Source organism: Opitutaceae bacterium, assembly GCA_015075305.1.
Lineage (GTDB): Bacteria > Verrucomicrobiota > Verrucomicrobiia > Opitutales > Opitutaceae > UBA6669.
Map to the genome: position 1 here is coordinate 24,958 of JABTUS010000009.1, position 23,183 is coordinate 48,140.

Annotated in this window: 16 protein-coding genes and 1 tRNA gene; 7 read left to right on the forward strand and 10 right to left on the reverse strand. The window is 60.5% G+C overall.

All coding sequences use genetic code 11. The features are described 5' to 3' along the window. Positions 1-142: 142 nt before the first annotated feature. Positions 143-2,824 (forward strand): TonB-dependent receptor, encoded by a 2,682-nt coding sequence (locus HS122_16485; protein ID MBE7539995.1) that lies wholly within the window; start codon positions 143-145, stop codon positions 2,822-2,824. Positions 2,825-2,976: 152 nt separating this feature from the next. Here HS122_16485 and HS122_16490 read toward each other — a convergent pair whose 3' ends face one another. Further along, positions 2,977-3,999: a LacI family DNA-binding transcriptional regulator gene (locus HS122_16490; GenBank protein ID MBE7539996.1), complete on the reverse strand. Its 1,023-nt coding sequence runs from the start codon at positions 3,997-3,999 to the stop codon at positions 2,977-2,979. 27 nt (positions 4,000-4,026) lie between these two features. Next, on the reverse strand, positions 4,027-5,304 hold the full coding sequence (locus HS122_16495) for an MBL fold metallo-hydrolase (protein ID MBE7539997.1): 1,278 nt from the start codon (positions 5,302-5,304) through the stop codon (positions 4,027-4,029). Between the two features lie 345 nt (positions 5,305-5,649). Here HS122_16495 and HS122_16500 point away from each other — a divergent pair, with 345 nt between their 5' ends. Next, entirely contained in the window at positions 5,650-7,590 is a 1,941-nt protein-coding gene (locus HS122_16500) for an FAD-dependent oxidoreductase (protein MBE7539998.1), read from the forward strand. A gap of 294 nt (positions 7,591-7,884) precedes the next feature. Further along, positions 7,885-7,959 (forward strand) — tRNA-Lys (locus HS122_16505). A 31-nt stretch (positions 7,960-7,990) separates the two neighbouring features. Here the strand turns inward: HS122_16505 and HS122_16510 are convergent. Continuing rightward, a complete protein-coding gene (locus tag HS122_16510) occupies positions 7,991-8,266 on the reverse strand; it encodes a S24/S26 family peptidase (GenBank protein MBE7539999.1) in 276 nt (91 codons plus the stop codon). A 407-nt stretch (positions 8,267-8,673) separates the two neighbouring features. Between HS122_16510 and HS122_16515 the strand changes: the two genes are divergently transcribed. Then, a complete protein-coding gene (locus HS122_16515) occupies positions 8,674-9,321 on the forward strand; it encodes a response regulator transcription factor (GenBank protein ID MBE7540000.1) in 648 nt (215 codons plus the stop codon). Positions 9,322-9,326: 5 nt separating this feature from the next. Here the strand turns inward: HS122_16515 and HS122_16520 are convergent, their stop codons facing one another. Continuing rightward, entirely contained in the window at positions 9,327-10,181 is an 855-nt protein-coding gene (locus HS122_16520) for a cobalamin biosynthesis protein CbiX (protein ID MBE7540001.1), read from the reverse strand. A gap of 80 nt (positions 10,182-10,261) precedes the next feature. Here HS122_16520 and HS122_16525 point away from each other — a divergent pair, with 80 nt between their 5' ends. Further along, on the forward strand, positions 10,262-10,831 hold the full coding sequence (locus HS122_16525) for an OmpA family protein (GenBank protein MBE7540002.1): 570 nt from the start codon (positions 10,262-10,264) through the stop codon (positions 10,829-10,831). A 59-nt stretch (positions 10,832-10,890) separates the two neighbouring features. On the opposite strand, the gene HS122_16530 is transcribed toward HS122_16525, so the two are convergent. From HS122_16530 to dnaE, 5 genes are all read right to left on the reverse strand, one after another. Further along, positions 10,891-12,024: a glutamyl-tRNA reductase gene (locus tag HS122_16530; protein MBE7540003.1), complete on the reverse strand. Its 1,134-nt coding sequence runs from the start codon at positions 12,022-12,024 to the stop codon at positions 10,891-10,893. Next, positions 12,021-12,872, reverse strand: coding sequence for a cytochrome c biogenesis protein CcsA (gene ccsA, locus HS122_16535; protein MBE7540004.1), 852 nt, complete (start codon positions 12,870-12,872; stop codon positions 12,021-12,023). The genes HS122_16530 and ccsA overlap by 4 nt, the downstream gene beginning before the upstream one ends. Positions 12,873-12,946: 74 nt before the next feature. Continuing rightward, on the reverse strand, positions 12,947-13,705 hold the full coding sequence (locus HS122_16540) for a class I SAM-dependent methyltransferase (GenBank protein ID MBE7540005.1): 759 nt from the start codon (positions 13,703-13,705) through the stop codon (positions 12,947-12,949). A 27-nt stretch (positions 13,706-13,732) separates the two neighbouring features. Beyond that, the gene (locus tag HS122_16545; protein ID MBE7540006.1) at positions 13,733-14,878 is read right to left on the reverse strand and encodes an RsmB/NOP family class I SAM-dependent RNA methyltransferase; all 1,146 of its coding nucleotides are present in this window, start codon (positions 14,876-14,878) and stop codon (positions 13,733-13,735) included. An 18-nt stretch (positions 14,879-14,896) separates the two neighbouring features. Then, the gene (dnaE, locus tag HS122_16550; GenBank protein ID MBE7540007.1) at positions 14,897-18,559 is read right to left on the reverse strand and encodes a DNA polymerase III subunit alpha; all 3,663 of its coding nucleotides are present in this window, start codon (positions 18,557-18,559) and stop codon (positions 14,897-14,899) included. A gap of 170 nt (positions 18,560-18,729) precedes the next feature. Here dnaE and rpsU point away from each other — a divergent pair, with 170 nt between their 5' ends. Together rpsU and HS122_16560 are read left to right on the forward strand one after the other, a co-directional pair. Then, positions 18,730-18,927 (forward strand): 30S ribosomal protein S21, encoded by a 198-nt coding sequence (gene rpsU / locus HS122_16555; protein ID MBE7540008.1) that lies wholly within the window; start codon positions 18,730-18,732, stop codon positions 18,925-18,927. A gap of 183 nt (positions 18,928-19,110) precedes the next feature. Further along, entirely contained in the window at positions 19,111-20,010 is a 900-nt protein-coding gene (locus tag HS122_16560; protein MBE7540009.1) for a TIM barrel protein, read from the forward strand. 2 nt (positions 20,011-20,012) lie between these two features. Here the strand turns inward: HS122_16560 and HS122_16565 are convergent, their stop codons facing one another. Further along, positions 20,013-23,183, reverse strand: coding sequence for a ThuA domain-containing protein (locus HS122_16565; GenBank protein MBE7540010.1), 3,171 nt, complete (start codon positions 23,181-23,183; stop codon positions 20,013-20,015).

Genomic DNA, 23,183 nt, shown 5'->3' on the forward strand with positions numbered 1-23,183 from the left:
AACTTAACGCATTCAATGGGGCGCGGGTTGTTTCCGCCGGGGAAACGCCTGCAAATCCGTTGTCCAGCACTGGTGGGCCCTTCCGCCCCCGCACGGCGGAAGAGAACCCGCCGTGTCATCCCCAAGCCAATCATCCTGACCCATGAACAAACGAATGCTGCTCCGATCGAACCCGTCCTGCCCGGCAATTGTCACCGGCGTTTTTTCCATCCTCGTCACCCTGAGCTGCGGTTTCGCGCAATCTTCCGCTCCGTCGGCCAGTTCGCATGGCAGGGAGGACGTCGTGAGCCTGGACGCGCTGCAGGTCACCGGAACGGCGCTGCGAAGCCTTGAGGAAGTGGAGAACCGCCGTGAGACCCTGAATATTGCGGACAGCCTGACGATGGACGAACTCGGGAACCTGGCTGATGAGAATCTGGCCGACGCACTGATCCGGCTGCCGGGCATCAGTGCGATGCAGACGCTCTACGGCGAGCAGGAGGCGTCCTATGTTTCCGTGCGAGGCATTCCTGCCGATCTGAGTTACACCTCGTTCGACGGCATAACAATGTTTTCCACTGCCAACAACGGCGACGGCCTGCGCCGCGTGGACTTGAACCTGATTCCCACGCAGATTTCACGCACCACCCGCGTGTACAAGAGTTTCACCGCCGACCTGGATGCCGGGGCCATCGGGGGCGTCACCAACATCGAGCCATACAGCGCGCTCAAGGACCGGCGCACCGCGAACATCCGGCTGCAGCTGACCGGCGAGACGGGCCAGGGCAAATACATTTCCGACTTCTACACCCGCACCGGCAACTACAAGAACAGGCCGATTGGCGGCGCCCTGTCGGGATTGTATGTGAATCGTTTTGGCCGCGATGGCCGGTTCGGCGTGGTCCTCAGCGGCGTCTATCGCCAGCGGGACTACAGCTACACCAAGACCAATCCCAACGGTCGTGTGTATTACACCCCCACCAGCACAACAGCGGCCAGCAACCTCTCGAATTGGGATGGCCTGCATCCTTTCCCGACGATCTACCGCCCGATGGACTACACGAAGTACTCCGAGATGTACGGCGGTTCGGCCAAGTTTGAGTATCGCATTTCCGACGTCTGGTCGGTGTCGCTGCTTGGATTTGACTACAAGAAGTTCGAGGATCAGGACCTCGATCAGTTCTATCTTGAGACCTTCACCGCCCTCACCCGCCCGAGCCCCGATGTCGGCCGTTTCAAGATCGGCCGCGTTCGCTCCATCTACAGCTACGATCGTTTTGCGCAGGAAACCCGCGGCCTCATTTTCAAGGTGGAGGGCAGGCTCAGCACCGACTCCACGCTCGAACTGCGCGCCGGAGCCTATCAAAACGAATTCTACAACAAGGATGAGACCGTCACGTTCCTCTACAGCCCGCCTTCTTCCTTTGTCACGTTTGATTACAGCGGCAGCCTGTTCCCGAAGACCACGGTTGAGAACGCGGATGCTCTGGCCAGCGTCTCAAGCTTCCGCCTGAGCTCGGCACCGATCAACATCGTCGATTCCAAGGTGGACTCCAAGCAGGTCCGAATCGACTACAAGAAGAACTATTCCAACAACAGTCCCGGCTTCGGGTACGCCGCCGGCGCCGATTGGCGCGAGACGGAGGTCAGCCGCGACGGCACCACCACGAACTTCGTCAACAACAGCGCCCCGTTGACCGGGATGGGATTTGTGCCCGACTTTCGTTCGGTGAACTACCCCTATCCGGTGGTTTGGGTCAACTACACCCAGTTCGCGCAGACCGTGCTCCCGAACCTGGCGGTCAACCAGAACTCAACCAGGAACGCTTCCTGGGAAAGCGACTACTTCTACAAGGAACAGTTGTTCGCCGCGTACGTCTCGGCGAGATACAGTTGGGAAAGCACCAAGCTTATCGCGGGCGCGCGCTACGACAAGGTGGACTACGACGCTCGCTCTCCGCTCGCCGGTGCCAGCGGTGCTTTTGACGGGACGTTCACCCCGTCCGGCGGCACATGGGAAAACCTGCTGCCCTCCGCCATCGTGACCCATTACTTCACTCCCGGCCTTCGCGCCAGGGCCGCCGTCAGCAAGTCGCTCGGCCGTCCCCAGTTCGACGATATCGCCCAGGCGGTGATCCGCAATGATGAGAACCTGACGATCACGCGTGGCAACCCGAACCTGAAGCCGCGCCGCTCCACCAATTACGACCTCGCCCTGGAATACTTCTTCAGCAAGGACGGAATGGCATCGCTGACCGGATTCGCAAAGGACATCAAGGACGACATCTACACCCAGGCTGTCGACGAGGAGATCGACGGTGTTGTCTACAGGGCGACCCAGCCGTACAATTCCTCGCAATCGAAGATTCGCGGGGTGGAAGTCGCCTTGATGCACAATGCGATTCCGGGGCTGCCGGGCGTCTTTGAGAAGCGCGTGGGTGTTGCGCTCAACTACACCAAATTGTGGGCCGAAATGAACTACCTTTCCGGCACGACCTATGTGCGCTTGAAGTCACTCCAGTACCAGCCCGACTACATGGCCAACGCGACGATTTTCTACACGTTTCCGCGGAAGAAGGGCGAGATCCGCATCTCTTACAACTGGAAGGGCAAGAGTCCGATTTCGCTCGGTCTCTATCCGTGGACGACCTACTGGCTGCGCGAGTCTGAACGCCTCGACGTGGGCATCCGGTATTCTCTTACACAGAACTTCATCGTGAAGCTGCAGGCAAGGAACCTGACCAACCAGGGGGTGAAGCAGGGCTATCTCGCACCTTTCGAGATGAATCGCTACGAAATGGATCAGGACAGGACGTACGCGCTGGATTTCACCTACAAGTTCTAGCGGGATCGTCATGAGGTGTGCTGGCATCCGTTTGCCGATCCGGCCGAAGGGGAGGCTGCGGATGCTAGCCGTGGGCTGCCTGGTGCTGTCCCAAGCGCTGGGTCAGGTGTCAGACTCCAAGCGCGCTTTGCTCCATCGCGTTCTTCGCACCGTCACGAGGTCTCGCGCCACTCTCCATCCAGCAGTACCGTGGTCGGAAGCGGTGCGACGCCACATTCGTTGCGGTGCAATTGTGCGATTACGAGATCCACTGCATTGGAAGCGATGACCTCGTTGCAGGGATCAATGCCCGGAAGCACGCCGTGCGGATGCCAGTCCAAGGTAACGATCCGGCTGGCCTGAGGGGCCAGCTCGCGCAATTGCTCGAGGATCCTCTCGTCCACCTGCCAGCCCAGCAACAAGGCATCGGGCCGGAAGCTTTTGAGCCAGCGGCCCAATCTCCGAAATTCACCAGGTTCGCAGAAGCGCACGGCCTTGTGCGCGATCGCGGGTGTTGGATGATGGGTGATGAACGCGGCGTGCTGCATGCGGTGAATTCTGCCCTGCACCGTTTCGCTGAGGATCGCGGCGGGGCGCGCTCTTCCTTCCACGCGGAGCCGCTCCAACGTACGCCAGACGCTGCGAAAATGGTAGTGCGCCGCGCGGTTGATCACCGGTGAGATCTCGGTGCTTCCGATGATGGCCGGAGCCAGGACTTGCCAGTCCCAGTCAATCGCAACGCACTGGTTGCCAGCGGCGGGGGAGATGAGGACGCCGGAGATTCCCCGTGCGCGGAGGATGGAATGGAGCCGGTGCGGTGTCAGGCCTGACTGCCCGAGCCAGAATTCCTCAATGCCTGATCCGAGCTGTTCGGCACGCTGCCGGGCGGCCTGGACCAGCACCTTCACGTAATGCTGCAGGTGGATCGGCAGGTTGTCCGTTTTCCTGGGTGTGTTCACCCAGACAAAAGCCAGCGTTTCGGGCTGCGCGAGCATGCGGCCCCGCCGGATGGTTGCCATCAGGGAGCTGACGCGCAGGTCGGAACGATAGTTCATCTTCGCCGCAATCTGCCGAACTCGCTCGACTGTGCCGGCGGGTATGCTCGGATGGCCGCGAAGAGCGTAGGATGCGCCGCCGGTACTCAATCCGGCGGCGCGCGCCACGTCGGCGAGAGTGACGCCGAGAAGTCTTGGCATGGGGGGAGTACCGCGGTGGATGAAGGTTCAATCGGATCGATACGGTCCGAACACGGCCTTGATCCGATAGGATTCGTCGGTGTCGTCGAGCACATACACGAAGAATTCTCCACCGCCGGGCGTCACCCGGACGACGACATGTCCCGCCGGGGTTTTGGTGCGGTCGATATGCAGGGCGGATAGCGTGGCCTCCATCATGTTCGTGTAGAACACGTCCCTGTGACCCGGGTAGGTGTGAGTCGAGAGCAGCCGGCGATGCACGCTCATCGCGGGCTGACTTGCGCCCCAAGTGGATGCCACGCTCACCTTCGGTCGCAGGACACTCAGGAAGAAAGGACTGCTCGCGTCGTAGTTGGCGTGATGGTTGACCTTGTAGACCTCCACTGGCCCTGTGGCCATGGCCACGGGTCGTTCGATGTCCTTCCATTGATCGCTGGGATTCGCGATCTCCACGTCCCGCACGTCGAGGTCGCCGCCAGTGAAATAGTCGAACTTCCCGTAGGAGATCCGCAGGGCGATGCTGCACTTGTTCTCGGCCGGGTAGTTTGTTTTGGGCAAAGCGGACAGTGCCGGAAAATGATTGCGCGAGACGGAACCGACACCGGTCCAGACATGACCATTCACCGCGATGTTGCGGATTTCGAATTCCGGAAAACGTGACTTGTTTCGCACCAAACCGATCTGATCATTGCGTCCGGCTTCAACGCGTTCGACGCGCATTCCCCGATGAGTGCTCTCCCAGTCAATGAACTTGCGGTAATTCTGCATCTTCAGATCCACGAGCGGCAGCGGCCAGTTGTACTCCGGCCAATTCCGATCGAACAGACGGCGGATCGGGATGTGTTCGGCGATCTCGGTCAGCCCTCCCAGTTGATAGGCTCCGGACGAGGAGACCGGTGATTTGGCGCTTATCGCCCCCATGTGATCGATGTGAAAATGGGAGATGACCGCCTGGTCGATCCGCTTTTCCGGAAAGCGCTGGAGCATGTGTGCAATATAGCGGGCGATCCATTCACCCGCGCTGCGCGCACCGTCGGGCTTGGGCGGGGTGCTCCAGCCAGCCTCGGGCGGCGCCGCTCCTGCATCCACAAGCAGTGTGGTTCCATCGGGCAGGATGAGAAACGCGGTTTCCCCCCGACCGGTGTTGATATGGTGAATATCGAGGCAGCCTTCGGACCACAGGGGGAGTGGGGATCCAACTGCGGCATCGGCCGCCTGGCATCCGATTTCCGTGGCTCCGAGAATGGCAACCCAAACGAGCACGATGCGGAGGGTGTTGACGGGGATCACGATGGGAATGCGCACGGGTTGATTGGATTGATCGAACTCAACGGAGGGCGGGTTGGAGAGCCGTGACGGCAGTCTGGAACTCGCTGATGCCATGCCAATGGGTCGCTCACTGAAAGCGTTAAGTTGCAGGGCGCTTCCTCCAATTCTCACTCCGATCTTCCCAGCGGCCGCAAAGACTGTCGTTTAACGCATTCAGCAACGCTCGGTTGGTCGATGTCACGGAATTGTTTCATGTCTCCATCTTTCGCTGATGCGCTCTTTCGATCAACTTTCGATTCACAGTGCCGGTGCGCAAGACGGTCAGCGCTTCATGATTCGCGTCGCGGACTAACCGGCCGTTTGCCGCTCCTCAACTCCTCCATGTCCACCGCTATTCCGCCAGCTGATCCAATCCGGTCAAAATTCTTGTCGTTAAACCCCGGGGGAGAGAGGACCACTGCAGATTCCGGCCTGCCCGTGATCCAGCTGTCGACAGATGTGGTGGTGGCTGGTGGCGGCATGGCGGGCGTATGCGCGGCGATTGCGGCCGCGCGGAACGGCGCAAGGGTGGTGCTGGTGCAAAATCGCTCCAGGCTTGGCGGCAATGCCTCCAGCGAGGTTCGGATGCATATCGTCGGCGCCAACTGGCACAAGAATAGACCGGGCTGGCGCGAAGGCGGCATATTGGAGGAACTGCGTCTCGACGACGCAGTCAGCAACCCCCAGCGCTGCCGGGAAATGTGGGATCTGCTGCTCTACGACAAGGTGATCACGGAGTCCAATATCACCCTGCTGCTCGACAGTGTCTTGGTTTCCGCCGAAACGAGCGGGGGAGTCATTGAGGAGGTGGTGGTGCGGAGCGACGCCACAGAGCGGATTTATCGCATTCACGCCGACATCTTCTGTGACTGCACAGGGGATTCCCGCCTCGCCTTGGAAGCGGGAGCCAAGACCCGTCGTGGACGCGAATCGCGTGCTGAGTTCAGCGAATCACTTGCTCCCGAAGTGGCGGATCGAGAGGTCTTGGGAAGCAGCATTCTTTTCATATCGCGGAAGCACAATGCACCCATGCCATTCAGCCCTCCGTCTTGGGCCCGCAGGATCGACAGCGAACAGCTGCGGCACCGCACGATCAAGTCCTGGGAATACGGCTATTGGTGGATCGAGTGGGGTGGGCATGTCGACACGATCGGTGACAATGAGCTCATCCGCTTTGAATTGCTGGCAATCGTCATGGGCATTTGGGATCACATCAAGAACAGCGGACGGTTTCCGGAAAGCGCAAACTGGGCGCTCGAATGGTTCGGCATGGTGCCAGGCAAGCGGGAGAGTCGCCGTATTGTCGGAGACCATATACTTACCCAGCAGGACTTGATCGACGGTGGGAACTTTGAAGATGCCGTCGCGATTGGAGGCTGGCCCATGGACGACCATCCTTCCGGGGGATTCGACAGCGCCGGCGAATCCCCCGGAGTGCAGCTTGCCACGAAGGAGGTGTATGACATTCCGCTTCGCTCACTTTACAGTCGAAACATTCGCAATCTCTTCATGGCCGGTCGCAACATTAGCGCGAGCCATGTCGCGTTCACGTCGACGCGAGTCATGGGCACATGCAGCGTCGTGGGGCAGGCGATCGGCACCGCGGCGGCGGTCTGCGTTCGACACGGAATCACGCCGCGTCAGGTTTACCAGCAGAAACACCGGCTCCTTGAGCTTCAGCAAAGCCTGATATCCGATGATCAAACGATCAAGGGTATCCGCGGCGAAGCTGAAAATGACATTGCGCGTGAGGCTCGGATCACCGCATCGGCGGAAGAGGGTGGGGCGGTGGCCTGCAATGTCGTGAATGGCTGGCTGCGCGACTTTCCAAGTCAGTGTGTCAAGTCCACGCCCGAGCTCAATGTTCCCCTGCGCATGTCAGACGCCGGGGTCGTGATCGGTCCCGCAATCAACCATTGGGCCGGGCGTATGCAATCGTGGGGCGCTTGGATTGAATTGTTCTGGAATGAATCGAAGCCGATTCGCATGGTTCAGTTGATCTTTGACACCGGGTTTCAACGTGAGCTCACGCTGAGCTCATCTGATCACATCAACAGTGGCATCATTCGCGGCCCACAGCCTGAAACAGTGCGTGACTATGAGATCCAGGGGTGGACTTCGGATTCTCAAGGTTGGTTCTCGATTGAATCGATACATGGCAACCACCAGAGACTCCGACGACATCCGTTGAACTCCGCCCATTTGCGCGGCCTTCGCGTGCATGTTCACGCAACCAACGGCGATGCCTTTGCGAGAATCTTTGAGATTCGTTGCCTCGTCTGACTCACCGAGGATTGAGTCGTTTGGACGCTCCACCCAACAGAGGCACCATGCGACTCACAGAGGAATGATGTCGCACCCTCGGGAAATTCTGCTTGCCCGGCATCTTGGTCAGCCGGTAGTAACCGGGGTTTGAAGAGTTCCGGAGCGATCCGTGAATTCCCGTTCTTTCCCTGTCAGCACTGCGTTTTTCCGCCAGACTTCACACTCCAAGTGTGCAAGATGCCGAAATGGAATGATTTCGACTAACTCCAGTATTGTCGCTGTGTTGGTTTGAGAGAGAATTGCAGCTCATGGGGGTCGATAGCTCAACGGTAGAGCAGCGTCCTTTTAAGTCGTTGGTTCTGGGTTCGAATCCCAGTCGACCCACCATTCCCCTTGAGTCACCGTCAGATAGTGCTTTTTACCGAGGGCGTGCCGGGGGCTCGCTGGATGCGATCGAGGCATCGACCGAGGCGTAAACAATTCCAAGAAGATTGTCGGCAGTCACTCGTTCACTGTCGACTTCACCGTTGTTGATGCCGCGAACCCGCCAGCCGTCGGGAGTTGGGTCAACCAGCTGATGCACCACCTGCCGTCCACCGCGGGTCCGGTACGCCACCTTCATTCCGGATTGGAGATCCTCATACCGAGCCTTCGCAATCACCAGAAAGGTGTCCTCGTTGTATACCGGGGCCATGGATTCACCCCCTCCCGCAACGGAGGTTCTTTCCTGGCCCATTGAGGCCAGATTTGCGGCATCGCGCCATGCTTCCAGTCTGGCGGACTGTGAAGGCCGGCCTGGATCGGGTCCCAGGCTTTCATGGCCTGCGGTTGTGCCGGAATCCGTGCCAGCGGTCGCTGAGCAGCCTGCAAACAAGAGCGCGCACAGAGAACAGGCGACTCCACAACATCCTGCGAGAATGGGATGGGGCTTCAAATGTGGAGAAACCATTGCCTGATCGGTTCGTCACGGATGGGGCGATTGAGATGTAAAAGATCGATGAAAGCTGACAGTGGATTCTCTGGTGGCCCGAACTACGTCCTAAGCACTATTGTTTATTTGATCCGCCCCAGGCTCCCAATTCATCGAAATATCTCCACTGCATGAAACGTCTTGTCATCGTTGAAGACCAAACCGCCATCCGGGAGATGCTCGTTGAGATCCTGCGCACGGACATGAATTACAAGCTGGTTGGAGAGAGCGGTGACGGACAGAGCGCCTATGCGCTTTGCCTTGAGGTGCTTCCCGATGTCATTGTGCTCGATGCCAAGCTGCCTGGCCTCAATGGTGTCGACCTGCTTCGGCGCCTCAGCAAGCAACTGCGGAATCTGCGGGTGCTGGTCTTTTCAGGCCACGAGAATCCCATGCTTGTGCGCGAAATGCTGGAGGCGGGTGCGCACGGATTTGTCGAGAAGACCGCGGGGCTCTTTGAATTCAAGAAAGGCCTGGAGACCGTCGCGAATGGTGGCACGTATTTTGGACCGGCGGTTGCGGCTCTCCTGCGCAATGTGGTCGCAAATCCGTCCGCGAGTGCTTCAAGCGATTTCCTCACGGATCGTGAACGCGAGATTCTGCAGCTGGTGGCGGAGAGCCACAGCACAAAGGAAATCGCCTCGAAGCTCAACATCAGCGTCAAGACGGTGGACAATCATCGCACCAACCTGATGCGGAAATTGAATCTGCACGATGTCGCCAGCCTTACCCGCTACGCGTTGGAAATCGGGCTGATCGAGCCGAAAAAGCCCATTTGACGCAATCAATGGGCGCCGGTTGTCCACTGCCGCGCCTCATTGAATCGATCCACCAGCACGCTGACAAGCGGGTCGGCAACCCCGATGGGTTCGGTCATGCGTGTGCGAAGCGAGGGACGCCGCTTCATGGCTTCGCTGCAAATTGCCGCGATGTCGCCGTCGGGTCCCGCGTGCCGCCCCTGGGAAAAGAACTGAAGGGCGATGACAACCTCGCCTGAATCGCACGGCGGGGTTGTCAGGCGGTCAATAAGCAGAGGATCGTTGAATGCGAAACGAGGGCCGGGGCGCCTTTCCATGGAAGCCACATGGACTCCGTGCACCCCATCCGCCAGGATGGCTGCCAGCTGCCTCCCGAGATGATTGCGGGCAGCCGCGACGCCTGGCTTCGGACTTCCGTGATCAACAAGGACAACCTGCGCGCGGGACGGGCCGCTCATCGTGGCCACTGCCTCGCGAACGCGTTCGGCCAGCGCGCTGGCGACGCGGACATCATCCGGTTCACTTGGATTGACAACACACCTTGCCAGCTGGATTCGCGCGGTCGGATATCGTCGCGAAATGGCTTTGATTCGCCTGGAGAGATAATCGACAATGGCTCCACTGGGGCCAAAGAACAGGGGAAGCAGGACGGCCTTCTCCATTCCCGCTGCCAGCTGCCCCTCCAGTGCCTGCTCCAGAAGCTCTGCCGGACGGCCTTCGGTCTCCTTCGGTGAAATTGCACTTGAATGCAATAGGGAAACCGGTCTGACGGGGCAGTCGATTCGCGCTTCGATGGCTGCCGCGAGCCTGCGGAGCGTCAAGGTGGCCGTCGCGCGAAGGGAGCCATTGTCGAACAGGAAGCACATTTCCGCCCGGGTCATCGATGAATTCGCGAGGATGGGATTAATGACTTGCCGATCGAAAACCCTTGCTTGATAAGGTCAACCCTGCCGCCCATCTCATGAATCTCTTCTCGAAGAAACTCACCTTCATCCTTGTCGGTGCCGCAATTGCATTTGCGGGCTGTAGCAAGAAACCAAAGCGTCCCTCGCCCAATGACACCGTGCTCGGACAAGGAGCCGGAGGGGGAGGGACTGACAGTCTTAATCCGGTCGATTCAAGCCTGTCCGGGGTTACCGATGCATCGGCTGCCGGTTTGGAATCGCGACGTGGCACGGAAATTGGAGACCAGATCCGCGATCTCGTCGATCCCGTGTACTTTGACTTTGACAAGTCGGCCATCCGGGCATCCGAGCGCTCCAAGCTGCAGGAGGCCCAGAAACTGCTGGGTGAACACCCGGAGCAACGCGTTCTCCTTGAGGGGCATTGTGACTGGAAAGGCACGGCGGAATACAATCTCGCACTTGGCGATCGTCGAGCTGTGGCTGCGAAACAGTACCTTCAGTCCTTGGGAATCGCGGCTGATCGCATTGAAACCCTTTCCAAGGGCGACCTCGATGCGGTTGAAAACGCCACGGCGGAGCAGGCCGCAAAGGACCGCAGGGTCGACATCGTCTTTCTCAAAAAGTAGCCGCGGCGCCTTTCCGGGCATTGGCGAGACCCGCGTGCTGTAGCGCGGGTCTTTTTGTTTCAGGAACCACCGGTCCCGCTTCGCAGTTCGGGAAGCGAGGAACCGTGCGGCAACATCGGAGGCCCGGAAGCCCGCCCGCCGGCCGATGCTGACGAAGTGAGATCGACCTGGTTCCAGATCAATTCAGCGCGATTCTCGATGATCAATCGAGCCTTGGAAACCTCCGCCTGTCTGGCGGCACGATTTCCCTCCGCTATGCGCGCGAGATCGTCAAGGTTGTAGAGGTAGGCATTTTCGAGTTTGCCGACGATGGGCTCGACATCGCGTGGCAGCGCCAGGTCGACGAAGAGAATCGGGTGTGCGGGGCGTCGACGAAGGGCTGTTGTTGCGGCAAAGTGCGTGATCACGGCATGGGGAGACGACGTCGAGCAGACCACAATGTCGAACTTGTGAAGGTGAACGGGAATGGTTTCGAATGGCAGCGCAGCTCCACCGAAGCGGGTGGCCAGCTCCATGGCCCTTGGCAGCGTCCGACTCGAAACCGTAAGCGATTCAACGCCCCGGCTGCGAAGGGCGGCCGCTGTCTTTTCGCCGATTTCACCGGCTCCGAGCAGCAGGACCTGGGCATGCTTGAGATCGCCAAAAATCGTGATGGCAAGATCGACGGCCACGCTTGCCACACTGACCTGACCGAGCGTGATTGCCGTGTGCGTGCGCACCTGCTTGGCGCCCTGGAACGACTTCTGGAAGATGCGATTAAGCACCGGGCCCGCGGTTTTCCGTTCAAGAGCCGACTGATAGGCGGCTTTCACCTGGCCAAATATTTCGTTCTCGCCCAGCATCTGGGACTCCAGGCCCGAGGCCACAGCCATGAGATGGGCGACTGCGTTCCGGTCGGTTGCGAGGTGGCGGATCGGGGCGAGCTGCGAGGCCGGGAGATTGCACGCGGCGCAAAATTCATCCTGCAGTCGCTCGATCACGACAGGGGAATCGACGACCCCATAGAATTCCACACGATTGCAGGTGTTCAACACAGCCAGTTCGTGCAGCCCGGCCATCCCTTCGATCGCCTGTTGCAGGCTGGCGAGACGTTCCGGCGTCAGGGCGAGTTTCTCGCGTATTTCCAGCGGCGCCGAGTGATGACTGGCCCCCAGCACAAAAAAGGCGGGTCGCATGTTTGCACGGTCACTCATATGCGCAAATGGTCCGCGGCGGGCACCGGTCGGGACGTGGGGTTTCTGCTGGCGTCCACCGGGCCAAGCGAGAGCAGCGCCGCGGCAAACAGCAGGATGCAGATCCACGCCAGGCGTTTTGGCAGCAGCATGTTGAGCAGACGAAGCGCGAGTGCGATTCCGTAGGCCGCCCAGATTCCCACCGTCACGAGCAGTTTGGAGAGGTTTACAATCTCGGTGTCCTGAAACCACCACACCGAGCCGACTGCAAGCGACGCGGCGAGCAGGCCGACACCGGCGATCAGCAGTCGGAGGCTGATGTGATCGAGATCAACAATCGGGGGCAGAAACGCGAATGCGCCGCTCAGACGCTTGCTCTTCAACGAGGAGTGCCGGATAAGAAAAAGCGCGGAGGTCAGCGAAAGCAGGGCGAAGACGCCGTAGCTGAACAGGGCAAGCGCCGCGTGGAATTCGATCCAAGGGTTGCCGCCAAAGATTCCCACGCGGCGGGTTGCATCAAATGCGGGGATGCTCAGTGACACGACGGCGAGTGCGGCAGCCAGCATCGAAGTTGCGTACCCCAGCAGGCTCAGGCGGAACGTGGCCCCGATCAGCAGATAAAGGGTTGTTGCGGACCAGCCGGTGAACTGCAGGATTTCAAACTGGTTTCCGAGGGGGCAGCCCCGCACTGCGGATCCCCGCAGGTACAGCCCCATGGTTTGAAACAGATAGCCTGCACTCACGATCAGGTACATCAATGTCCGGGATTGCGGCTGTTTCCTGATCATCGCGACGGTTCCAAGTGCGAATCCCGCGAGATAGCACGCGGCCCCCAGCCACAACCAAAGTCGGTCGTTCGAGAAGGACATGAATCCGGCACTCTAGGCCCCGGGCTGCCATCTGTGCAAGACCGGCCCGCAGGCTGGTTGGCGCGCACGAGACGCTAGGCAGTTGCGACCCAGAAGCGACATTCGTCAGAGAACTCGCGAACTGGTTTGTTCTCCCTGGCCAGTCGGCGCCTCATTTCATCAAAAACATGGGTCCAGCCGGTTGCGGCCAGGTCCTCCAGGACTTCGGTTCTGGTGGGCAGGTGCATGAAAGTCCGCCCCGCCTCATCCTCGAAATAGCGATCACCGAACTCGATCAGCCGCGGATCCTGCAGACCCATGGACCAACGGGTGGATTCGAGGCGCCATAGGGAGCGCTCAATGCGTGAATCGTCCCTGTCGTGAGTCGTAAAAAGGAACGGGGCGCCGGGCTTGCAAACGCGGCGCGCCTCCCTCAACGCCGCCCGACGGTGTTCACGTCCGGGAATTTGCATGAGCCCATTGAACAGAAACAGGACTCCATCGAAGGGGGTTGTGCACAGATCCAGCGGGAGCGAGGTGGCGTCGGCGTGCCGGAATGTTATGTTTGCCGCGCCACGCTCGGCTGCAAGAGCGACCGCCTGATCGATGAGCTGGTCCGCAAAATCGATGGCTGTGAGCCGGGTGAAGCCGAGGCTCCAGAGGGCCATGGTGACGCGGGCCGCGCCACAGCCAAGCTCAAGGATGCTGGCGTTTCGATCCGGAAAATAGCGCTCAATCAGGAGCCGTTCCGAGTTCCAGAGCCCGAGTTCGTGCGCGGCCTTTGTGTAGTGGAGGACTGCGGTCAGATCATTGAAATCCGCCTGAACGGTTGTCGCGCTGATCTTTTTGGACATTGGATGCGAGCCCGTGCGGATGCAGGCCTATCGCTGGCGTCTCCAGGCGGCGATGAACATGCCGTTGGAACGAAACTCGTGCGGCCAGAGAGTCGTCTGCGGGAATGAGGCGTGACTGAAGACCGGGTCGGGAATCATGTCGGGATTTGCAGCTGTGAAGGCATCGGCCACGGCGGTGGTTTCAGAGCGGGTGAGGGTGCACACGGAGTAGATCAGTCTCCCCCCGGGCTTGAGCTGCCTAGCAACAAGGTTGAGGAGCCGTGCCTGGACACCGGCGAGCTCCAGGACATCCTGCGGTTTCGTGGTCCAGCGGGCGTGCGGATTGCGCTGCCAGGTGCCGACCCCGCTGCAGGGTGCATCCAGAAGCACCCCGTCAAAGAGCGTTCGTGTCGGGAGCACCTCGGGTTCCTCCCACGGAGCCACGCGGACATTGAAGAGCTGGGCGCGCGCAAAGCGACGCCTGAGCTGTTCGAGCCTGCGACTTGAGCGATCGCTCGCCCAAAGCGTCCCTTGGTTGGCCATCAGGTCGGCAAGATGCAGGCTCTTGCCGCCCTCTCCGGCACAGGCGTCCCACCAAACCTCTCCAGGGTTTGGCGCACAGGCATGTCCGACCAGCTGCGAGGCGATGTCCTGAATCTCGAATGCGCCGCGCTGAAACGCGCCGGTCGTGAACAGGTCCCTTTTCCCAAAAAATCGAAGGGCGTGCTTCGCCTCGGCCGCAAGCGCGCCATCCGGCGACAGGTTGGACGGAAGCTCGCAATGGTTCAATTCCTGAGCGAGCGCGGTGCGCATTCCCGGACGGGCCCGGATCCAGAGCACGGGTTCAAGCTGAAGGAGACGGAGCGTTTCAGGGGGCAGGGCGGTTTCAGCTGCGAGCCATTCCGGAACAGCGCGGGCCGCGAGTGCCTCCAGCTTGATGGCTGTCGGATCGCGTTCATGCCGCGCCTGCCGCTCCAGTGCGTCATTGACCTGGGCTTGAATCGAATCGTGGCGGTTCAGCCACTTGATCCAGCGATAGTAACTGAACACCGCACGCGACACCGCGCTGCGGGCGGCCGGGGAAAGAGCGCGGTTGGCCGCCAGCTCAAGGCGCAGAACGGAGTCCGCAGGCAGTCTGGGCGTGACTCCGCGGATGACATGGGCGGCGCGATTGAGCGTGGATGGGTCGAACATGAACTGCGGGCTTTCGATCTACTTCCTTGTCCACCGGCGCGTTTCCTTGATTTCAAGGGGACGCGACTCAATCTGCACACCGGCGACGCACATCTCGGCTCGAAGGCTTTGGAAGACGGGTCCGGAAAGCTTCCAGCCGAGCGCGGCGCTGGTTTCAGCCAGGGGAGCGACACGATCCTCCATCAGGAAGCCGATCTGCGATCGGGTTTCCCCGGGATGCGCGTTCATCGCATCGCGCAGCCTCGTGAGAAACGGAAGGGTTCCGGCGTGGGCCGGATGAAGCAGCCAGGTGATGCGCACGATATTATTCGCGACGTAGAGATCCAGTGGATACACTTCCTTCACATTGATGCGGGTGCCGTCGTCGCCCTTGAGGATCGTGCCGAGCACGGCAATCGACGCGTTTTCCGCGAGATTGTGTCCATGGGTCTTGAATGCGTCGGCGAACATGTTCACCGGCAGTGTGCCGCGCCTTGTGGCCAGGGTGAACGCCATCCATGGACGATTGTCCTTCTTCGACAATTTCTTGGAAAGGCTGCCGGCAATTCCGCAGATCCTGAATTCCGTCCGGTTTTCCTGATTCAGCAGTTCATCAATCGCGAACGTATCGAGAGCTTCGGTCAGGGCGGCGTAGTCGTTCATCGGATGACCCGACACGTAGAATCCCAGGAGCTCCTTTTCGAAGGTCAGACGCTCCGTGGGTGCGAAGTCCGGAAGGTGCGCCTCGCGCGCAGGCGCCATCGTCTGTGCCTGCGGGCTCGCGGGTGCGCCGGCTTGGGGCTCACCGGCAAGCATGTCGAGGAATGAATCCTGACCCGAGGCGAGGTCCCGGGCAATCGAGGAGGCCTCCGCGAGGGCTCCGTCAATGCCGTCGAAGAGGTGCCTTCGCGAAACACCGGAGAAATCGAAGGCGCCTGTCTTCACCAGATGCTCGAGGACGCGCTTGTTGATCGCCTTGGAGTCCACCCGGCGAACGAAGTCGATGAAGCTGGAGAACGCGCCGTGCTTTTCCCTCTCCTCGATGATCTTTCCCGCCGCACCTTCGCCCACTCCCTTGATGCCGGCGAGACCAAAGCGGATGGCACCCCCCGCATTGGAGGTCGAGGCGCGAACAGGCGTGAAGTTCTCGCGGCTTTCGTTGACGTCCGGCCCCAGCACGGTGAGGCCCATGGCCTCGGCCTCGCTGATGAAATGCGCCACCTTTTCAGCGTTGCCCAGTTCGGTCGTGAGCACTGCAGCCATGAACTCGACCGGGTAGTTGGCCTTCAGGTAGGCGGTTTGATAGCTGATGAGCGCGTATGCGGCGGAGTGGGACTTGTTGAATCCGTAGCTCGCAAACTTGTTGAGGAGGTCAAAGATCTCGTTGGACTTCCTTTCGTCGATGTTGTGCAGCCTCCGGGCACCCTCGACGAACTTGACCCGTTCCTTCGCCATGGCATCGGCATCCTTCTTGCCCATGGCGCGGCGCAGCATGTCGGCGCCGCCGAGCGTATAGCCGGCAACGATCTTCGCACATTCCATGACCTGCTCCTGGTACACGATGATGCCGAAGGTTTCCTTGAGGATGGGCTCGAGGAGCGGGTGAGGGTAGCTGACGGAGGACGGATCCTTCTTGCCGCGGGCGTAGTCGGGGATGAACGCCATGGGACCCGGACGGTAGAGAGCTCCCACGGCGTTGATGTCGTCGATGTTGGAGATGCCAACGAGCTTGGAGGCATTCTGCATGCCGCCGGATTCAAGCTGGAACACTCCGACGGTTTTCCCCGAGTTCAGAAGCGCGTACGTCCTGGGGTCGTCGAGAGGGATGGACTCGATGTCGAAATCGGGCCTGGCCTTCCTGCGCACGTTTCCAACCGCATCCGAGATGACGGTGAGCGTCTTCAATCCGAGGAAGTCCATCTTCAGCAGGCCGAGCTTGCCGACCGCGTTCATGTCGAACTGCACCGTGACGTCTCCTTCCTGCAGGGTCAGCGGCACGAATTCGTCAAGGCGCTTGTCCGTGATGATGATGCCGGCGGCGTGTTTGCCGGTGTTGCGCACCATGCCCTCGAGCACCCGCGCCGACTCGACGATCTTCCTGGCGCCGGGATTGCGGTCGATTTCATTGCGCAGCTCCGCGCTCTTGGCGATCGCGCTTTCGAGCGAGATGTTCAGCTCGTCAGGAATCATCTTGGCCAGCCGATCCGCCTCCGCGTAGGGCAGGTCGTTCACGCGAGCGACGTCGCGGATCACCATTTTCGCGCCGAGCGTGCCGTAGGTGATGATGTTCGCCACGCAGTCCCTGCCGTACTTGCCGCGAACATAGTCGATCACCTCGCCACGGCGGCGCATGCAGAAGTCGATGTCGAAGTCCGGCGGGGAGACGCGTTCGGGATTCAGAAAGCGCTCGAAAAGCAGCCCGAAGCGAATGGGATCAAGATTGGTGATTCCCAGCAGGAAGGCAACCAGGCATCCCGCGCCGGAACCGCGTCCGGGCCCGACCGGGATTCCGTGCGACTTCGCCCAGGCAATGAAGTCCCAGACCACGAGAAAATAGTCCTCAAATCCCGTGACCGAGATGATTGTGAGCTCATATTCCATGCGCACGACCAGCAGTTCATCGGATTGCAATCCGGAGTAGTCGGGTGCGGAGGGCTTTTCTCCAGGGGCAGGCCGGGAGAGACTGGCCAGTCGTTCCATGACCACCGGGCGCTTTGCGATCTCGGCATGCCTGATCTCGTAGCGTGACCTGAGGCCGTCCACGCAGAGCTGGTGGAGGTAGGATCCCCGGTCGAATTTCCCCGCGATCTCAATCGGCAGCGGATAGCGGGGATAGCGCTCGGAGCCCTTTGGAAAAGGAATGGCCAGGTCGCACATGTCCGCAACCGCGAGGGTGTTGGTGAGCGAATGCGGCACCTCGGAGAACAGAGCCGCCATTTCATCGCGGCTCTTGAGGTAGAACTGGCCTCCTTCGAGCATCATCCTATCCTTGTCGGCGATCTTGGCTCCGGTCTGGATGCACAACAGGGCGTCGTGAGGAGCGGCATCCTCCCTGCGCACGTAGTGCACATCATTCGTGCAGATGACCTTGAGGCCGAATTTTTCCGCAATGGCCAGCAGCCCGGGAATGATCTTTCGCTGCTCCGGTATGCCGTGGTCCTGGATTTCCACGAAGAAATTTTCCCGCCCGAAGATGTCGACAAACCGAGCCGCGGCCCGGCAGGCGTCGTCAAATCGATCGTGACGCAGGTGATACGGGACGATGGCCGACATGCATCCGGAGAATGCAATCAATCCGTCGGCGTACTGCGAAAGAGTTTCATAGTCAGCTCGCGGCTTGTAGTAGAATCCCTTGAGATGGGCGTCTGACACCAGCTTCAGAAGGTTCTGGTAGCCCTGCAGATTGCGGGCGAGAAGGCCGAGGTGATAGAAACTCTTCCCCTCCTCCGCACGACCGTTTTTTTCCAGCCGGGAGGTTTCGGTCAGGTAGATTTCGCAACCGATCAGCGGTTTGATGCCCTGCGCCTTGGCCGCATTGTAAAACTCGATGGTCCCAAACAGGTTGCCGTGGTCGGTCAGCGCGATGGCCTTCATGCCAAGCTCGAGCGCACGGTTCATGAGGCGATCCATGCGGCAGGCGCCATCGAGCAGACTGTAGTCGGAGTGAACGTGCAGATGAACGAAATCAGAGGCGGACGGCACAGCGCAAAAAGCAACGGCAGGAAATCGGCACGGCAAGCGTTGAGTGCGCAAATCGCGGTCGGATTTGCGCCCATGCGCCCGGGAAAATTGCGATTGACGACCGGCACCCGCTTTGCCCTATTCATCGCCTTTTTCGCAATTCCGCCTACGGGCCATCCACTTCCGACGACATGTCCATCGAAATCAAGATACGCAAGAACGAGCCAATTGACCGCGCGATTCGGCGCATGAAAAAGAAGCTTGATCGCGAAAACATCATCAAAGGCGTGCGCGCCAAGCGATACTACGAAAAGCCGTGTGAGAAGCGCCGCCGCAAGGACAAGGTGCAGGCTTTTACGGCGATGCTGCGTCGCCGCTACGCTGACTGATATCGACGTGCCCGGGGGGCCGTCCTGTTTGAGACTTTGACCGCGTCCGATCGAACGGGCGCGGTCTTTTTTTCGGTCTTCACTCCTGTGCGGAGCTGTGTTCCGTTTCCATCGCTTCCCTTGATTCCGAAATTCGCCCTTTCAACCTCGTGGTGTTCACATCGGCACTCGGACGGCTATGCGATGGCCCGGGAAATGGCGGAACTGGGATTCAGTCAGATTGAGCTCAGCCACGGCATCCGGATTGTTCTCGTTCCCGGCCTGCTCAAAGCGATCGAGGAACGTATCGTCAGCGTGGTGTCGACGCACAATTTCTGTCCATTGCCGGCAGGCATCAATCAAGCGGCGCCCAACCTGTTCGAGCCGTCTTCACGCTATTCAAGGGAGCGTGCCCAATGGGTTCGGCATACCAGGCGGTCGCTGGAATTCGCGGCACAGGTGGGGGCGACAGCCGTGGTTTGTCACCTTGGGGGAATCGACTTCCTGTGGGGAAGTCCCGCGGAGAAGCTTCGTCGATGGGTGGACAAGCGGGGATTTCAGACCGCCTTCTCCCAGCCGGGGTTTGCTCCGCTGCGGGATCGCGTGATGAACCGGATTCGCAAGCGGCTCCCGCTGCATTGGGATCCATTGATCGATTCCCTCAGGCAAGTCGAGCCTCTCGCCCGGGAGAAGCAGGTGCGACTGGGGTTTGAGAATCGTGAGCGGCTCGAGGAATTGCCCGTGGATGAGGATTTTGGCCGCTTGTTTGACGCTGTGGGAACGGATTCAACCAGCGGCTACTGGCATGACACGGGCCACGCGGAATTGAAGCACCGCTATGGCCTTGTTGATCATCGCGGACAACTGGAGGCACTTTCGTCGCGTCTGATCGGATTCCATCTCCACGATGTCAACGCAGCGGGAGAGGATCATCAGCCGGTCGGAAGCGGAAGCGTGGATTTTGAGATGATCAGCTCGTTCTGGCGTCCGCATCATACGCTTGTGCTCGAGCTCTCACCCGCCTCGGTGCCGGAGGATGTCGTCGCGTCCCGCCGGCGCATCGAGGCGCTGCTCGTCGCCCGAGGGCTGACCCGGCGCGGCTGACACTACTCGATTCCGAACTCGGCGATTGACCAGTTTGCTCCCGCACGGGCTGTCGTAATCCTGATGACCACATAGCGGCCGTGCACGGTCTCGGGAAACTGAATGTCCATGGAGGTGCGCGAACCCACGCCTGCAATGCTGGGCTGACCGGGCGAAGCCGGATCGTCGGTAACATGGATTTCGAACGCTGGAGGATAGTCGTTGAGACGATTCCCGCGATCCAGTGTCAGCCGGTGAATCGGTCGCGTGCGCTTGAGGTCGATCGTGATTTCCTGACCGGCAACGGCTGGCACAGTCCACGCGCTGGAAAGTGAATTGTCTGTCAATGCCTTCAACTGGCCTGCACCGGCGGTTGCACTGAAGGCTGGCGGCCATTCCTGATTGGCCCGGATGGCGAGGATGGCGTCCTTGGCGGCTTCAGCGAGTGCGGGATCACTCGTGAAACGCCCGGCGAGTCGCAGGGCTTCGGGAGATGCGGTTCGGCTTATCTGAAAGAGTATTGAATTGCGTTCCGTTGGGTTGGAACTGGCCGCGAGAAGGCGTGCGGCGGAGTCCAGGTCGACCTGCCTGGGGTTGGCCTGGCAGGCTGTCTTGAAAAATGAGACGGCTGCCGACACCGCGGTCGTGCGCAATTCAGCGGGATTCCGGGGGTTCTCCGCGAAATCCCGGAGCGCCCCGAGCGGACCCGGATCAGGCCAGCGGACGAGCGCGGAGACGGCTGACTTCACGACGGCGGGGTCCTGAGAGTCCAGTAGTTTCGTGGCGGCGGCGAGCGTCTGCCTGTCCGCAAGCCGTGGCAGTGCGGGAAGCAGCAGGAACTGCGCGGATGGGCCGCCCTTTGCGAGCCTGTCGATCAGCGCGGCATTGCGGCCGGCGAGGTCCGGGTTGCGAAGCGTCGTGGCAATGAGGGTGCGCACGGCGCGGATCTTCTCCTGCGCATCGCTTGCTTCGAGAGCCCAGTCAAGAAGGGGCCCCTGGTCCCTGGCACCCGCCAGAATTTCCAGCGACTCCAGCGCGGCGTTGCGAATGAGGGGATCCGCGTCCGTGCGCATTGCGAGAAGAGAGGGAATCGAGTCATAAAGGGCGCGAGCCGAGAGTTGCCGGATGAAGACGACGCGAGCCGGGGCACCGGCGTGAAGGGCAGCCTTGAGTACAGCCTGGTCAACGCCAGCGCCATTCAAGTCCGCGAGAGCCTGATTCGCCGCCTTGATCTCCATGGGGCTGGAGGATTGGGTCGCCTGGGCGGCGAGTGTATGGGCGACCGCCGGAGTACCAGGCAGCATGGCGAGCGCATGAAGTCCGGCGATGCGAACCTGCTCATCCGGACTCTTGAGCGTCGCCAGCACTGCTGGCACCGCCTGCGATTCACCGCGGCGCGCCAGTGCATGGAGAACAGCAATCTGGGTCCTGGCATCGAAGGAAGGGATGGCGTCGCCCAACCGGGATGCCGTGCCGGGGTCGGTCAGTGAATAAATCGCCTCCGTGGCGATGTCGCGTCGATCCGGCGGGCCGGACCGGAGTGTTGCGATGATGAGCGAAACCGCGGTGCCGGGGTTGGTCTTGAGCATTCCACGGAATGCGACCAGGCGCGCAGCGGTGGAGGAATCCGGCGAAGCCTCAATGCGAGCGAAGGCCTTTCGGGCGATGGCTGGCGGCAGGCGGTCTGCCGCCGCCAGTATTGCCTCGGCAATTGCAGGCGAAGCCGAGGCCAGGGAGGATTCCAGTGCCGCGAGGGCATCCTCGGTTGCGATCCTGCCGAGCGCGGTCGCGGCGTGGGAGAAGGCTTCGGAAGCCGCCCCTTCCAGAATAATCCGCAGGCCCGGGACGGCCTTCGCCATCCGCCGCACGCCCACCGAACTGATGATGGCATTGCGAGCCTCGCCTTCGGCTCTCGCCATCGCATCGAGAAAGATCCGGTCCACGGAGCCGCCCGGTATCGGTTCGAGCGCAAGTCGAGCGACATTGACCTGGGATGCGTCGAGAAGCAGCGGAGCAAGGATTTGCAACGACTCGCGACCGGGCTCGGGATTGCTGGGAATGATCCCGGCCAGTCGCTGGGCGACCGCCTGCCTGGCTGCGGGTGTGGTCGACAACGAGGCAAGCAGGGTCGCGAGGCGGGACTCGATCGTGGCAAGCGTCGCCGCATTGAGCTTTGCCTCGGCAATCGCGTGATCGAGCCATTCAAATGGCGATTGATCAGCGTCGTAGCCGGTGCGGGCGACTGCTTCGTAGAGCGCAGGGTCGGAGGCGAGGAGGGGAGGTGTGGGACGTTTGCGAGGCGTCGCGTCGGCCTGCAGGTCGCCCATCGCCCACTGAATGCCGGCGAGGTAGTGGGCGAGAATGGAGGGATTCCAATAGATGGCGTGATTGTGACCGAGCGAGCAGTAGAAGACGCGGCCCTTCTCGTAGATGCGAAGCTGGCTGATGGCGAAGTCGTTGTCGGTGCGGACGATCTTTGGCGCTATGTCTGGATGCCGCTCTCCGCTGCGGCGAATGTCGAGGCTCAGAATTACACGGTGGGTCCCGCGGGAATACGGGTCCTTGAGCTGGTAGATCTCGTCCTGGATTGCGAACGAAACCGCGCCTTTGAACGCGGCATTGAGCGGGTGAGTAGGATCCTCGTTCCATACGGTGACGTTCCAGTCGTGCGTCCATGGATGGCTGATGAAATACCCACCTATCATCTCCCCATACTGCGGCCAATTGTAGCAACTATCGGTTGCACCGTGTATGCCAACAACGCCGCCGCCGTTGCGCACATAGTCGAGCAGCGCGTGCTGGGTTTCAACTGTGTCGAAGATCTCGCCAGTCGTGCTGAGCAGCACTATGGCGTCGAAACCGCGCAGACTTTCGGGTGTGAACACCGCGGGCTTGTCAGCGGCGACGGCCCGGTAGGCGCCTGTGCGTTCCCCCATGAGACTGAGCGCCTCCACTCCGGTTTCGATGGAAGCGTGTCGATAGCCCTTCGTTTGTGTGTAGATCAGCAGACATCGCTCCTTTGCGGGCTTGGCCGGCGCGGTGGCGGGAATTGCCGCGGAAATCAATGCGCGCGCCTCAGGGGTGACCGGATCTGCGCGTAGTGAAGGCTTGGATACCGCAATCGACAGGAGTGACCCGAAGGCGGCGAGGCGAACAAAGAGGGAAAGGGACGGATGGACGGGGGGCGGAGGCAT

Excerpts from the sequence above, each read along its gene's own strand:
- HS122_16545 (MBE7540006.1), bottom strand. The coding sequence starts at position 14,878 with ATGTTCGACCCATCCACGCTCAATCGCGCCGCCCATGTCATCCGCGGA.
- HS122_16490 (MBE7539996.1), bottom strand. The coding sequence starts at position 3,999 with ATGCCAAGACTTCTCGGCGTCACTCTCGCCGACGTGGCGCGCGCCGCC.
- HS122_16485 (MBE7539995.1), top strand. The coding sequence starts at position 143 with ATGAACAAACGAATGCTGCTCCGATCGAACCCGTCCTGCCCGGCAATT.
- HS122_16560 (MBE7540009.1), top strand. The coding sequence starts at position 19,111 with ATGGCCCGGGAAATGGCGGAACTGGGATTCAGTCAGATTGAGCTCAGC.
- HS122_16530 (MBE7540003.1), bottom strand. The coding sequence starts at position 12,024 with ATGAGTGACCGTGCAAACATGCGACCCGCCTTTTTTGTGCTGGGGGCC.
- HS122_16520 (MBE7540001.1), bottom strand. The coding sequence starts at position 10,181 with ATGACCCGGGCGGAAATGTGCTTCCTGTTCGACAATGGCTCCCTTCGC.
- ccsA (MBE7540004.1), bottom strand. The coding sequence starts at position 12,872 with ATGTCCTTCTCGAACGACCGACTTTGGTTGTGGCTGGGGGCCGCGTGC.
- HS122_16500 (MBE7539998.1), top strand. The coding sequence starts at position 5,650 with ATGTCCACCGCTATTCCGCCAGCTGATCCAATCCGGTCAAAATTCTTG.
- HS122_16565 (MBE7540010.1), bottom strand. The coding sequence starts at position 23,183 with ATGCCTCCGCCCCCCGTCCATCCGTCCCTTTCCCTCTTTGTTCGCCTC.
- HS122_16510 (MBE7539999.1), bottom strand. The coding sequence starts at position 8,266 with ATGGCCCCGGTATACAACGAGGACACCTTTCTGGTGATTGCGAAGGCT.
- rpsU (MBE7540008.1), top strand. The coding sequence starts at position 18,730 with ATGTCCATCGAAATCAAGATACGCAAGAACGAGCCAATTGACCGCGCG.
- HS122_16525 (MBE7540002.1), top strand. The coding sequence starts at position 10,262 with ATGAATCTCTTCTCGAAGAAACTCACCTTCATCCTTGTCGGTGCCGCA.
- HS122_16540 (MBE7540005.1), bottom strand. The coding sequence starts at position 13,705 with ATGTCCAAAAAGATCAGCGCGACAACCGTTCAGGCGGATTTCAATGAT.
- HS122_16515 (MBE7540000.1), top strand. The coding sequence starts at position 8,674 with ATGAAACGTCTTGTCATCGTTGAAGACCAAACCGCCATCCGGGAGATG.